Here is a 12,701-nt window from a genome sequence, read left to right as displayed (position 1 = left end):
CATAAAATGATTATTGTAATGAAGCCTAACGTCTCTGATAAAGCCGTTATGAATGTTATTTCTATCGTTGAAGAAAGAGGTTTACAAACAAATTTATCACGTGGAGCTCAAGTAACGATAATTGGTGTTATTGGTGACAAAAGCAGACTATTGGCAACTAATATTACCCTACTTGATGGTGTTGATAAAATTGTTCAAGTAACTGAAAGTTATAAGTTAGCCAACAAACAATTTCATGCTGACTATTCAGTAATTGATATAGGTGGTTACAAAATTGGTGGTGACCATTTCATAATTATGGCTGGTCCTTGTGCGGTTGAAACCGAAGACCAAGTTATTCAAACTGCTAGAGCTATCAAAAAAGCTGGCGCATGTATTTTAAGAGGTGGCGCTTATAAGCCACGTACCTCTCCTTATTCCTTTCAAGGCTTAGAGGAGGACGGTCTTAAGCTTATGGCAGCTGCAAGAGCAGAAACTGGTCTTGCAATCGTATGTGAGGTAACTAGCTTGCAAGCCGTTGAAACAGCCGCTAAGTATGTTGATATGCTTCAAATTGGTGCAAGAAACATGCAAAATTTCTACCTTCTAAAGGAAGTTGGAAAGACAAATATTCCAGTTTTATTAAAACGAGGTTTATCTGCTACTATTGAAGAGTGGCTTAATGCTGCAGAATATATTATGAGCGAAGGAAATCAAAACGTTGTACTTTGCGAAAGAGGAATTAGAACCTTTGAAACAGCAACTAGAAATACCTTAGATTTAAGCGCTGTACCGATCATTAAGACAAAGAGTCACCTACCTATTATTGTTGATCCTAGTCATGCTACAGGTATTAGAGAGCTTGTAAACCCATTATCCAAGGCATCTATTGCTTCAGGCGCAGATGGCTTAATGATAGAAGTGCATCCTAATCCAGCAACAGCACTATCTGATGGACCACAATCTTTAACTCCTGCTGCTTTTGAAACTTTATGTGAAGAGTTACGTCCATATGCTGCTCTTGTAGGAAAGCATTTCTAATGATTGATCAAGTTGGCTTTATTGGCTTAGGATTGATAGGTGGCTCAATTGCTAAGGCAATTAAAAAAAATAATTTAGCTAAACAAATAATTGCATTTGATATTGACAAATTATCCTTGACTTTAGCTAATCAGGATAATATTGTTGATGTCTGTGCTGAGGGAATTGATGAACACTTTAAAGAGTGTTCTATCATTTTTTTGTGCTGTCCAGTTAATGTTAATATTGAAGCATATAACAAATTAGTTCAAATCGTTCATCCGGATTGTATCATAACAGATGTTGGCAGTACAAAAGAAAATATTATAGAAGAAATCAATAAACACAAATCTCCTTGCACTTTTATAGGAGGCCATCCTATGGCTGGTTCAGATAAATATGGATATGCAGCTGCAACTGCTCACCTTTTTGAGAATGCATATTATATATTAACACCAATTGATGATACCGATAAACTTAAAACGCGTATATTATATGATTTGATTAAAGGAATTAAAGCCTTACCCGTTGTTATTTCTCCAGATCAACATGATCTTGTTACTGCAACGATAAGTCATGTTCCTCATGTCATCGCTGCATTACTTGTTAATATGGTTAAAACCCTTGATTCTGACGAAGGATATTTACATACGTTAGCAGCTGGAGGTTTTAAAGATATTACTAGAATTGCTTCGTCTTCTCCTGTAATGTGGCAACAAATCTGTCTTACCAACAAAGACAACATCGTGAAAATATTAAAGCATTTTAAAGAGGATATCGATACTATAATGAAATCCATTCAAAGTGGAAACCAGCATGACATTTATGATTTTTTTGAAGGTGCTAGAGAATATAGAGAATCTTTTCAAGAAAAGACTTCTGGTGCACTTTTACAATCCTATTCTGTTACTGTTGATGTTGTAGATGAACCCGGTATTATAGCGCAAATAGCTACTCTTTTGAGTAATCATGAAATTAGCATTAAAAATATTGGTATTATAAATAACCGTGAGCATACTAGTGGTGTACTTGAAATTGTATTTTATGATGAAACTTGTCTTGAAAAAAGTATTGAAGTTCTAAATGATATGAATTACGTTGTATACAAACGTTAGGAGGCATAATAATGAAAATCAATCCAGTAAATCGATTAAAGGGAGAAATTAAAGTACCTGGTGACAAATCCGTCTCTCATAGAGCTGTTATGTTAGGCTCTGTTGCAAAGGGGCATACTCTTATAAAAGACTTTCTAATGGGGGAAGATTGTTTATCAACCATTAGATGTTTCCAACAAATGGGAGTTTCAATTGGTATTAATCAAAAAACTGTAAGTGTAAAAGGAAATGGTCTACATGGTTTGAAGAAACCTGAACAAATTTTAGATGTTGGTAATAGCGGAACAACTATGCGACTCATGTCAGGGTTACTCTGTGGCCAAGACTTTGATTGTTCCATAACTGGTGATTCCTCAATTATCAAAAGACCTATGGGAAGAATTATTCAACCACTTACAAAAATGAATGGTAACATTAAGAGTATACATGAAAATAATCTTGCTCCTCTTTACATACAGCCCTCACAGCTTATTAATATTGATTATGTTTCCCCTGTTTCTAGTGCGCAAGTCAAATCATCTATCATGTTGGCCTCACTATATACTACTGGCGTGACTACTATAGTTGAACCATTTACATCACGAAACCATTCTGAGCTCCTACTCAACCACTTTGGTGGAAACATCCAAGTTAACGGGACAAAAGTAATATGTAACCCAGTAGAAGAGTTATTTGCTCAAGAAGTAATCGTACCTTCAGATATATCCTCTGCCGCTTACTTTATGGTTGCTGGATTAATTTCAAAAAATTCCGAGATTATAATTAAAGATGTTGGAATTAATCCAACACGAGATGGGATCATTCACGTTCTCCAAAACATGGAAGGACAGATTGAACTAGATAATATTAGATATATCAGTGGTGAAAAAGTGGCTGATATCATCGTTAGATCTAGCAGACTTAAAGGTACCATTGTTGAAGGTAGCATCATTCCTTCACTTATAGATGAAATCCCTATTATTGCAATCGCTGCTGCTTTAGCAGAAGGTAAAACAATAATCAAGGATGCAGCAGAGCTAAAAGTGAAAGAAACAAACAGGATAGATACAATGGTTAATGAACTCAAGAAAATGGGTGTTGATATTTTGGGTACTGATGATGGGATGATTATTGAAGGTGGAAACCCATTACAAGGGGCTGTCGTGGATAGTTATCATGATCACCGAGTAGCGATGTCACTTACGATAGCTGCTCTAAATGCAATGTCTACTACTACCCTTATGAATAGTAGATGTATAGATATATCCTATCCTACCTTTTTTGAAGACATTAAAAGCTTATTCTAGTAATAAAAAAAATCAAGAACAAAGCGCTTGTCAGCGTGTTACGTAACATTAATGCTATCTAACGCTTTGTTCTATGCTTCGTGGAAAGTAGAACTTTCCTACTGGATACAAATACAAAACCACACGCTTAGCGTGTGGTTTTTAATTAATATTATCAACTTTGAAGTTCTTTCCCAGAATGCCGTTACCCAATTTTGACCCCTAGCATAGCCAGGTGGGTGCTCGCAACATATCTATTGTCTTCCCCAGCATTGAGGGCATGACATCCGATATGCGATATAAAGCTCCCTTATAAATAATGTAGGTTCAAAATAAGGTTTATCGTACATCCCAGGTTATTACCAACTGTGTTTCTTAAAACGATTATAACATAAACTGCAACAAATTTCAACATGTCAATTTGTGGTTCTTTCGTAAATCAGAAAATCACAATGCCAAATACAATAAAAATAGTATGTGCAATTTCATAATAAAAATACAATTTTTTTAAATATTATTGACAGCAGTTATTGTCACTGCTCTTAGATTTCTATCATCTTTAAGATTAATAAATCGCGGCATTATCTTCTTGCCTTCAGGATCAAGAATTATTTTTACACTCGGCCTCATACATGCCTCTTCAAAGTTTTCAGCTACGATGCCTGTATACCCATTACTCAACTTAACATACGTTCCAACAGGAAATGGAGCCACTTTTCTAGCAAATACTTTGGTAATGTTTACATCAAACATTAGCCCACCATTTGCCATGATATATTCCATTGCTTCAGAAGGTAATAAGGCCGCTCTATAAGGCCGATTTGAAATGAGTGCATCATAAACATCAGCTATGCATATGATTCTCCCAATTAATGAAATGGAATCCTTAGAAACGTTAGATGGATATCCACTACCATCATATTTTTCATGATGATGTAATACTCCAATATAGGAAGCAGTAGGGATTTGATAAGTTTCTTTCAAATATTTATAACCAAATTCTGAATGCCTTTTTATTTCTTCGTATTCAGCAACAGTTAATTTACTCGGCTTATTCACTACATCCTTGTCAATAAATATCTTACCCATATCATGTAAAATTGCTCCAAGGCCAAGATTGTAAAGCTCTTCTTTATCTAATCCAAGGCCTACTCCAATCACAACTGAAAGAACCGCAACATTAACACTATGGAAATATGTATAGTCATCGAAAAATTTTAGGTCGATCAAATTAACCATTGTATCCTTATTAATGAGCAATTGCTCTACAATGGTTGCTATTAGTTGCTTAGTTATATCAAGCTTTTTTTCAATCGTGTCTTTACTTGATTTTTTAGTCTTTGGACCTTCATTTGAATGTATGCAAACATCTTTGACAGTTTGAATCATCTTCATTCTTATTTCATCATTTATAATATCTTTGATCTCTATGTCGGCGGAAATTTCATCATCTATATATACACCTTGATATCCCAAGTTTTTTATTCTTTGAACATATGCAGTCTGAATAATGCTTCCCTTACTGAGCAGCAAATTATGATTTTTATCATAAAGGCTCTTTCCAATCACCATTCCTTCAACTAGTCCGTCAGCTGGTACATATCTCATAAAATCGCTCCTATATTCTATCATTCATGGTCGATTGGATACAAAATCAAAAACTTCATCTTGTCAATGTTACAAAACCTCCGCATTCGCTACGGTTAAATATATCATATTCTCAGATATTGTTAATAGTAATTATGTACTAGGATGCATTATTAAATACATCCTTGGCGACAAAAGTCATATTATGACTAGTAAACCAATTCGACAATTGTAATATTTTTTGATGTACTCATATCTCCCAAATTAATTATATAGGGAGTGAACATCTGCTCGCCTTTTTCATCTTTGTAAATTTTCACTACTGGTCTAAGAGGTGTAATATTATTATTTTCTACTACAAGAGCTTCCACACCATTGCTTAATTTAACCATCGTTCCAATTGGATATGCTGCAATTTTATTGATAAACATTTTTACGATATTACTGTCAAACATAGTCCCACTATTTGCCATTATATATTCCATAGCTTCAGATGGTAGCATAGCCTTTCTATACGGCCTATTTGAGGTAATTGCATCATAGACATCAGCGATACAAATAATCCTTCCAAATAGTGATATTTCTTCCTTTTGTTTTTTTTGAGGATAGCCTGTTCCATCATATTTCTCATGGTGCTGCAATACACCTACATAAGAAGCTATTGGGATTTCATATGAATTTCTTAAGTGCCTATACCCAAATTCTGAATGCATCTGAACTGTTTCAAACTCTTCTTGTGTTAATTCACCATTTTTTAGTAAAATATCTTTATCTATATAAACCTTCCCAATATCATGCAAAACTGCAGCAAGTCCTAGGTCGTATAATTCCTTTTCTGTGAGCTTTAGTCCTTGTCCTAGTGCGATAGAAAGTATTGCGACATTAACGGAATGATAAAAAGTATATTCATCAAACATTTTAATATCTACCATATTTACGATTGCGTTTTTATTATTAATAATATCATAAACGATATTTTCGATTAGTTTTTTGGTGTTATCCAATTTATTAGAAACACTTTTAGAAGCACTATCCTTTGACATGTTCATCGCAGAAAAGACATCTTTTATAGCATATACAGTTGTCCTTCTTAGTTCATGACTAATAATATCTTTGATTTCTATTCCCTCAGACAAATCATCATCAATATAAACCCCTTGATAGCCAAGGCTCTTTATCCGTTCAAGATATGCCTGCTTAATTGGAAAACCTCTTCTTACCAATAACTTATTATTGGTATTGTATAGGCTTTTTGCAACAATCATACCTTCTCTCAAGCAAGATATTGGCACGTACCGCATAAGTTACCCCCATAGTACTTTTTTCGTCCAAAACATCTTATAATAACCATAGATATGTTTATTATATACTAAAGTACTTTTTTTTTCAAGTTTTGATATATTTGACCTAATAAAAATAAACCGAATTCATCAAAATAGCACTTCCCAATCCCCAAAAAAAGAGCTACAATAAACTATAAACCTTCAAAAATCAACCAACGAGGTGCCAAAATGAAAATCACAACCTTGCAAATAAAAAACTTTAAGTCTATTGAAGAAATGACGATAACCGATATTGAAAATACCTTGATTTTAGTAGGTAAAAATAATACAGGTAAAAGCTCAATTTTAAGTGCAATACGTGCAATGTCATCTCAATATGTTATCTCCCCCTTTGATTTCAATCAGCGAAATAAAAATATAGAAATTAATTTGACCTTGGAACTATCTAATGAAGATCTAATTGAATTACATCACCTTAGAAAGATTAGTAAGCTTAAAAATTATGATAAATGGTTGGAGGACTTCACAAAAAAAATACCCTCCTTTGCTGATCAATCTGTCTACATAGGCTGTAAAATCCATACTGATGGTAGCAAAAAATACTATGACGGTATTCAAAACAACAATGCCTATATTCAAGAGCTAATCCCTTCACTATATATAGTTGATGAAGGCAGAAGCTTTGATTTACTCAATGATACCTTTTTAGACCTTCAAAATTTCACTGACTTAGACGAAGTAAAAAATAATTTGTGTCAATTTGATAAAGGCAAAAAATGCAATGATTGTTTTAATTGTATTCCACTCATAAACAGAAAATCTCCGGAGGCATTAACTCTTTATGAAAGTCTTCTATTGGTAAAACATAAGCTTTACAGCGCTAATATTAAAAAATATGAAGATGGTATTAATAAATATTTCCAAAAAAGTTATGGAGAACAATACGAGATCCATTATAAATTCAACTTTGATATCTCTCAAATGCTCAAAATTAATACAGTTGCAAAAAGCTTAAACAACCCTCATCAAGTGCCCATACAGCAAGCCTCCACTAGTATGAAAAGCTTATATATCCTTTCTCTCTTTCAAGCCTATTTAGATGTAGAGAGTAAGGTTAGCAGTATCATTTTAGTTGACCAACCAGAACTTCATTTACATCCTGAACTTCAAAAGATTACGAGTGAAATTTTGTATAAGCTTTCCAAAAAAAATCAAGTTATTTTTACTACTCATTCACCCTCAATGTTGTTCAACTTTTCCGCTAAGCAAATTAAACAAGTTCTATTAAATCAAAATCACCATACAACAATAAATGAAACAACGAACCTTGATGTTATTTTAGAAGATTTGGGATATAACGCAAATGATTTAATGAATGTAAACTTTGCATTCATTGTTGAAGGAAAGGATGATCGAAATAGGCTACCCCTAATACTCGATCAATATTACTCAGAAATTAGAGATGAACAAGATAATCTTAATCGGATTGCTATCATTCCCACAAATAGCTGTACTAACATTAGAACCTATGCAAACCTTAAGTATATTAATCAAACCTATTTAAAAGATAATTTTTTAATGATTAGAGATAGTGATGGCAAAGATCCAAATTTTCTAACTGAGCAGTTGTGTAGTTATTATTTTAAACGAATGCATGATGATGACGCTAAAATTCCACGTATTACACCAAGAAATGTACTGATTCTAAAATATTACTCCTTCGAAAATTATTTTCTTAATCCAACGATCATGACCCAGCTTGGGATCATAAGTAAAGAAGAAGATTTTTATACAATTCTCTTTTCTAGATACCAACAATACATTTTTAATCTAAGAAGTGCAAAGATTATGGTAGAAAAAACAGGCGTTAAAATTAGCACCATTGAAGATCTCAAAAATAACATGGAAACGATTAAAATTTATATTAGGGGCCATAATCTTTTTGATATATTCTATGGAAGGTACAAATCTCGCGAAGAACAAAACCGAATATTAAAAGAATATATTAAAATAGCGCCAAGAGAAGAATTCAAAGATATATTAGATACCATTGATTCCTTTGTTTATTTTGAAAACCGAAAGAAATAAGCTTGTATGTTTCCAACAAATAGCTTATTATGTAATAATACTAAAAAGGTAGATTGATATACGGAGTGAACCTTATGCAAAAGCACAAAGAAATTACAAAAGTAGCCATTCTTGGCATGCTAGGAAATATAGTATTGTTACTTTCAAAATTGATTGTTGGATTTACATCAAATAGTCAAGCTATGATAGCTGATGGATTAAATAGCGCAGGCGACGTGTTTGCTTCTCTAATGACATATATTGGAAATAAAATATCCTCCAAACCTGGAGATAAGGATCATCCTTATGGACATGGAAAGGCTGAATATATATTTGCAATGATCATTAGTTTCTCCCTTCTGCTTGTAGCATTTTCTATTTTCAGAAGTGCTTTTAACTCATTAAGCGCAGAAAACAAGTTCCAATATTCTAACTGGCTAGTTGTCGTTGCAATTGGAACAATTATCGTTAAAATATCCTTATTTATATTTGCGAAATCGATTGGTAAAAAATACAATAGCCTTCTGGCAATGGCAAATGCGCAAGATCATAGAAACGATGTATTTGTATCGTTGGTAACCCTCATCGGAATCCTATCTGGTTACTACAACATTCCATTTGTTGATGGAATTGCTGGGATATTAATTTCCTTTTGGATTGCATACACAGGTGTAAGAATATTCACCGATGCATATTCTGTTTTAATGGATACAAATATCAACCCTACACTTATGACTAAAATGGCTAATATCCTTAATCAAATAACAGGCGTAGAACATATTGATGCAATTATTTCTAAACCAATCGGCTTAAAGTTCTTATTAATCGTTAAGGTATCAATTGATGCTAACTTAACCGTATTTGAAGGACATGAAATATCGGATAAAATCAAATTTGAGCTTATGGCATTAGATGATGTTGATGATGTAGTTGTCCATGTTAATCCAGCACAATTTCACCCTGAACAAATGACATAAGCATATGAATACCATCTTAATCAATCATAACTTAAGGGGCTACCTCAAAACAGAATTAAATTCTCTTTTGAAGTAGCCCCTTCATAATTATGTTTCGTAACAAGCAACAATTTCTCCATAATACATGGTATGGTAATCCGCGTTATCATAAAACAGGACACCTAAATCAGTTCCAATTTGATCTTCTACAAGTTTATGTTTTGCAAGTATTCTACATTCAAAATGGAGATTGCACTCACCTATAATTGGAGTCTTTACCTTTTTACTATTCTTAGTTGTTACAAGGGATTGTTCAAGCTTGTTAATATTCTTCCCTGTAGTACTACCACAAAAAGCAAGGGCTTCCTTCATATTCTTACCAATTGGCAAGCTCACAGTAAAGTCTTCACTACGTTCAAGCAAATCGTAAGTATGTCTTGACTCTCTGACAAGAACTTGGAAAATTGGCTTGTTCCAGATTAGCCCAACCATACCCCAACCAATTGTCATCGTATTGACTTCCTCTCCAACCTTAACCGTTAAGAAAGCGCCCTTTCCCAATTGCTCCATTACTTCCTTTAGCTTATCATTAAACGCTATATCCTTTATTATAATCACCTCTTTTTTAGTTTAGGATTTTATTTATTTTTTCTTTCATTTGTTCTTTCGTACATTCCATTCGATGAAGCACCTCTGCCGATAAGATTTCTTTTATAGCATTTGGTACGTTTACCTGTGATAATTCTTCCATCTTTTCTATAAGTTCAAAATCGCTATATTTATCATATTCTTTATCAATTGCTAACATAACACTTCGTGTAAACTTATATGGACTCGCGGTTGCTGCTATAACAGTTTTCGTAGTATCTGAGGTAGCCGCTTTGTATTTTTTATAAACAGCATACCCTACTGCTGTATGTGTATCAAGCAAATAATCTGTTTTATCAAATACTGCTTTTATTGTTTCAAGGGTTTCTTCATCGGATGCATAATCGCCGTAGAAATCCTTCAGACCATCTTTCATCGTATCTGTAATCGTATACTCACCATTTTTTGATAACATTTTCATTAAATTAGCTGTTAAGTCACTGTTGCCTTTAGAAATCTGATAAATGAGTCGTTCAAGATTGCTTGAGATTAATATATCCATAGATGGAGAACTAGTCAAAATAAATTCCCTCTTTCTATCATAAACTCCAGTATTTATAAAGTCAAATAGTACTTTATTATCATTTGACGCACAAATGAACTTAGCGATAGGCAATCCCATTTCTTTTGCATAATAGGCTGCTAGGATATTGCCAAAATTGCCTGTAGGTACAACTACATTCATCGGCTCACCATCTTTTAGATCACCTGCATTTACAAGTGATGTATATGCATAATAATAATAAACAATTTGAGGTACTAATCTACCTATATTTATGGAATTTGCAGAGGAAAATTGATAACCCTTTGCTTCAACTTCTTTCCCGAAAGCTTCGTCATTAAATATTTCCTTAACACCATTTTGGGCATCATCAAAATTCCCTTCAATACCAATAACGTATGTATTTTCTCCCTTTTGTGTTACCATTTGATGTTTTTGAATTGGACTCACTCCGTCTTTAGGGTAAAATACAATGATCTTTGTTCCTTCAACATTAGCAAAACCAGCTAGTGCTGCTTTCCCAGTATCTCCTGAGGTTGCAGTTAAAATCACAATTTCATTATCTATATTTTGTTTCTTGGCAGCAGTTTTCATTAAATATGGTAAAATCGATAGCGCCATATCCTTAAATGCAATCGTATTCCCGTGAAATAATTCTAAGTAATAAGCATCCCCTTTTTTTACAAGTGGTGCAATTGTCTTCGTATCAAATTTATCATCATAAGCATTCGCTATACAAGCTTTAAGCTCTTGCTCTGTAAAATCAGTTAAAAAATGTTTCATTACTTCATAGGCTAATTCTTGATAATTCATCGCATATAAAGCTTCCATAGAAGTTGTCATTTTAGGCAATTGATTTGGAACAAAAAGCCCTCCATCACAAGCCAAACCTTTTACAATTGCTAAAGATGCTTCTATATTTTTTTCTTGTCCTCTTGTACTGTTATACAAAACTTGAGTCATAGTGTAACCATCCTTTACTTGTATTCGTTAATACCAAAAATAATTGTTTTTATAGTACCACATTTTAGCTTACTATACAACTCTAAGAAAAGAAAATCGACTCCAGAAAATTAAAAAACCAGTACCAACTTAAGTTGTTACTGGCTTTTCAGTAGAGCACCTGCTCTACTGAACTGCTCTAATATGTGTAAAACTCGTGTACGCCGTATTGGGCGACCTTTGTAAGGCTATTATCAAACCAGCTCATCGCTCCGCTTGATGCCATAGAACGAGCAGCAAAAAACATTGCTCCTTCTGAATAATCTTCTCCTTGTAGCGCTCTTTCAACTGCCTCATAAGTCGCGTCCGTTAATGTTACAGAGTCAATTCTGCCATCATCAATTGGAGAAAACTGTGCTCTACCATTATATTCTTGGTAGACTACATCATATATAGTATTTGGAAATCGATCACTTTTTACTCTGTTAAGAACTACGTTAGCCACCATGATTTTACCCTTAACATCTTCGCCAGTAGCTTCTGCTTCGACAATCTTGACTAACGCCATGAAATCCTCTTCAGTATAAATTACAATTTCTTTCTCATTTAATGTTTCTTGAGATGCTGCCTCGAATACTGCTTTTACGTCCTCTTCTTCTTTCATTAAATTAGAAGACTGTGGCAGTTCCGTTTCTTGAGCTGTTTGCTCTAATTTCGTTGCGTCAACTTCCTCTACTACTTTTTCGTCTTGATCAATCACTTTTTCTGGATTTGTTTTACTATTGACTATAAATCCATTCGTTCCTAACAAAAGAACTGTCACCATACCAGCTGAGACTATAACAAGTCCTTTTGTATATGCTTTTGGGGATAAGCTTTTCATTGTTAAGAAAATCTTTCCTAAAAGCTTTTTAAATCTAATCATATGAAAACTCCTTTGTAATACCTTTTTGATCCATATTGAGATCATGATTTTAAAACTTCTTACATATTTATTTTCCTAATAAAGTCAGGACGTTGCCAATTATATTAGACCTTCCTTCAATAGTCAATAACAATTCGGTTTTTTTGGTAGTCTTTAAAATTATTCAGAAAATTCTCCCATCTTCTTTATGTAAAATTATCATATATCGGAAATATTCATTGATAATATTGGTAAATATGCCTATAAGAATATCTTTTTTGTATAGTTTTACATAAATTAGATTTGTCTACTATTATAACCCTATTATTCTTAATTATTCAAAAGCCTATGACTTTTATGGCTCAGAAAGCAAAAACCTTGATTTTTTACCACCAATTTTTGAATAAATCCCTCCTCTATGATATAATTAATA

10 protein-coding genes and 1 other RNA gene are annotated in these 12,701 nt (G+C 33.4%); 5 read left to right on the top strand and 6 right to left on the bottom strand.

Annotated elements, in window-relative coordinates; translation table 11 throughout:
• Positions 1–6 precede the first annotated feature (6 nt).
• Genes aroF through aroA form a run of 3 tightly spaced genes read left to right on the top strand, consistent with a single transcriptional unit; the run spans position 7 to position 3,400 of the window.
• Positions 7–1,020, top strand: coding sequence for a 3-deoxy-7-phosphoheptulonate synthase (gene aroF / locus CVU84_12440; GenBank protein PKM94260.1), 1,014 nt, complete (start codon positions 7–9; stop codon positions 1,018–1,020).
• Positions 1,020–2,114 carry a prephenate dehydrogenase/arogenate dehydrogenase family protein gene (locus tag CVU84_12435; GenBank protein PKM94259.1) on the top strand — a complete coding sequence of 365 codons (1,095 nt, stop codon included), beginning with the start codon at positions 1,020–1,022 and terminating at the stop codon, positions 2,112–2,114. The genes aroF and CVU84_12435 overlap by 1 nt, the downstream gene beginning before the upstream one ends.
• Before the next feature lie 11 nt (positions 2,115–2,125).
• Positions 2,126–3,400, top strand: a complete 1,275-nt coding sequence (gene aroA, locus CVU84_12430; protein ID PKM94258.1) for a 3-phosphoshikimate 1-carboxyvinyltransferase — start codon at positions 2,126–2,128, stop codon at positions 3,398–3,400.
• Positions 3,401–3,566: 166 nt separating this feature from the next.
• Here aroA and ssrS read toward each other — a convergent pair.
• The 3 genes from ssrS to CVU84_12415 form a co-directional block, all read right to left on the bottom strand.
• Positions 3,567–3,740: non-coding RNA, 6S RNA (gene ssrS, locus CVU84_12425), on the bottom strand.
• 146 nt (positions 3,741–3,886) lie between these two features.
• Entirely contained in the window at positions 3,887–4,987 is a 1,101-nt protein-coding gene (locus tag CVU84_12420) for an HD-GYP domain-containing protein (GenBank protein PKM94257.1), read from the bottom strand.
• Between the two features lie 188 nt (positions 4,988–5,175).
• Positions 5,176–6,267, bottom strand: a complete 1,092-nt coding sequence (locus CVU84_12415) for an HD-GYP domain-containing protein (protein PKM94256.1) — start codon at positions 6,265–6,267, stop codon at positions 5,176–5,178.
• Positions 6,268–6,477: 210 nt separating this feature from the next.
• On the opposite strand from CVU84_12415, the gene CVU84_12410 reads away from it, so the two are divergent.
• Together CVU84_12410 and CVU84_12405 are read left to right on the top strand one after the other, a co-directional pair.
• Complete coding sequence (locus CVU84_12410) at positions 6,478–8,337, top strand: OLD family endonuclease (GenBank protein ID PKM94255.1); 1,860 nt, start codon at positions 6,478–6,480, stop codon at positions 8,335–8,337.
• Between the two features lie 74 nt (positions 8,338–8,411).
• Positions 8,412–9,293 (top strand): cation transporter, encoded by an 882-nt coding sequence (locus tag CVU84_12405; protein PKM94254.1) that lies wholly within the window; start codon positions 8,412–8,414, stop codon positions 9,291–9,293.
• An 87-nt stretch (positions 9,294–9,380) separates the two neighbouring features.
• Here the strand turns inward: CVU84_12405 and CVU84_12400 are convergent, their stop codons facing one another.
• The 3 genes from CVU84_12400 to CVU84_12390 form a co-directional block, all read right to left on the bottom strand.
• Entirely contained in the window at positions 9,381–9,884 is a 504-nt protein-coding gene (locus CVU84_12400) for a flavin reductase (GenBank protein PKM94338.1), read from the bottom strand.
• Positions 9,885–9,897: 13 nt separating this feature from the next.
• Positions 9,898–11,385 carry a threonine synthase gene (locus tag CVU84_12395; GenBank protein PKM94253.1) on the bottom strand — a complete coding sequence of 496 codons (1,488 nt, stop codon included), beginning with the start codon at positions 11,383–11,385 and terminating at the stop codon, positions 9,898–9,900.
• 178 nt (positions 11,386–11,563) lie between these two features.
• A complete protein-coding gene (locus CVU84_12390) occupies positions 11,564–12,334 on the bottom strand; it encodes a cell wall hydrolase (protein ID PKM94252.1) in 771 nt (256 codons plus the stop codon).
• Between the last annotated feature and the right edge of the window lie 367 nt (positions 12,335–12,701).

This window comes from Firmicutes bacterium HGW-Firmicutes-1, assembly GCA_002841625.1.
In the GTDB taxonomy this organism is placed as follows: Bacteria; Bacillota; Clostridia; order Lachnospirales; family Vallitaleaceae; genus HGW-1.
This window is presented reverse-complemented; position numbering and strand designations above follow the sequence as displayed.

Excerpts from the sequence above, each read along its gene's own strand:
- CVU84_12435 (PKM94259.1), top strand. The coding sequence starts at position 1,020 with ATGATTGATCAAGTTGGCTTTATTGGCTTAGGATTGATAGGTGGCTCA.
- CVU84_12405 (PKM94254.1), top strand. The coding sequence starts at position 8,412 with ATGCAAAAGCACAAAGAAATTACAAAAGTAGCCATTCTTGGCATGCTA.
- CVU84_12395 (PKM94253.1), bottom strand. The coding sequence starts at position 11,385 with ATGACTCAAGTTTTGTATAACAGTACAAGAGGACAAGAAAAAAATATA.
- CVU84_12390 (PKM94252.1), bottom strand. The coding sequence starts at position 12,334 with ATGATCTCAATATGGATCAAAAAGGTATTACAAAGGAGTTTTCATATG.
- CVU84_12410 (PKM94255.1), top strand. The coding sequence starts at position 6,478 with ATGAAAATCACAACCTTGCAAATAAAAAACTTTAAGTCTATTGAAGAA.
- CVU84_12415 (PKM94256.1), bottom strand. The coding sequence starts at position 6,267 with ATGCGGTACGTGCCAATATCTTGCTTGAGAGAAGGTATGATTGTTGCA.
- aroA (PKM94258.1), top strand. The coding sequence starts at position 2,126 with ATGAAAATCAATCCAGTAAATCGATTAAAGGGAGAAATTAAAGTACCT.
- aroF (PKM94260.1), top strand. The coding sequence starts at position 7 with ATGATTATTGTAATGAAGCCTAACGTCTCTGATAAAGCCGTTATGAAT.
- CVU84_12420 (PKM94257.1), bottom strand. The coding sequence starts at position 4,987 with ATGAGATATGTACCAGCTGACGGACTAGTTGAAGGAATGGTGATTGGA.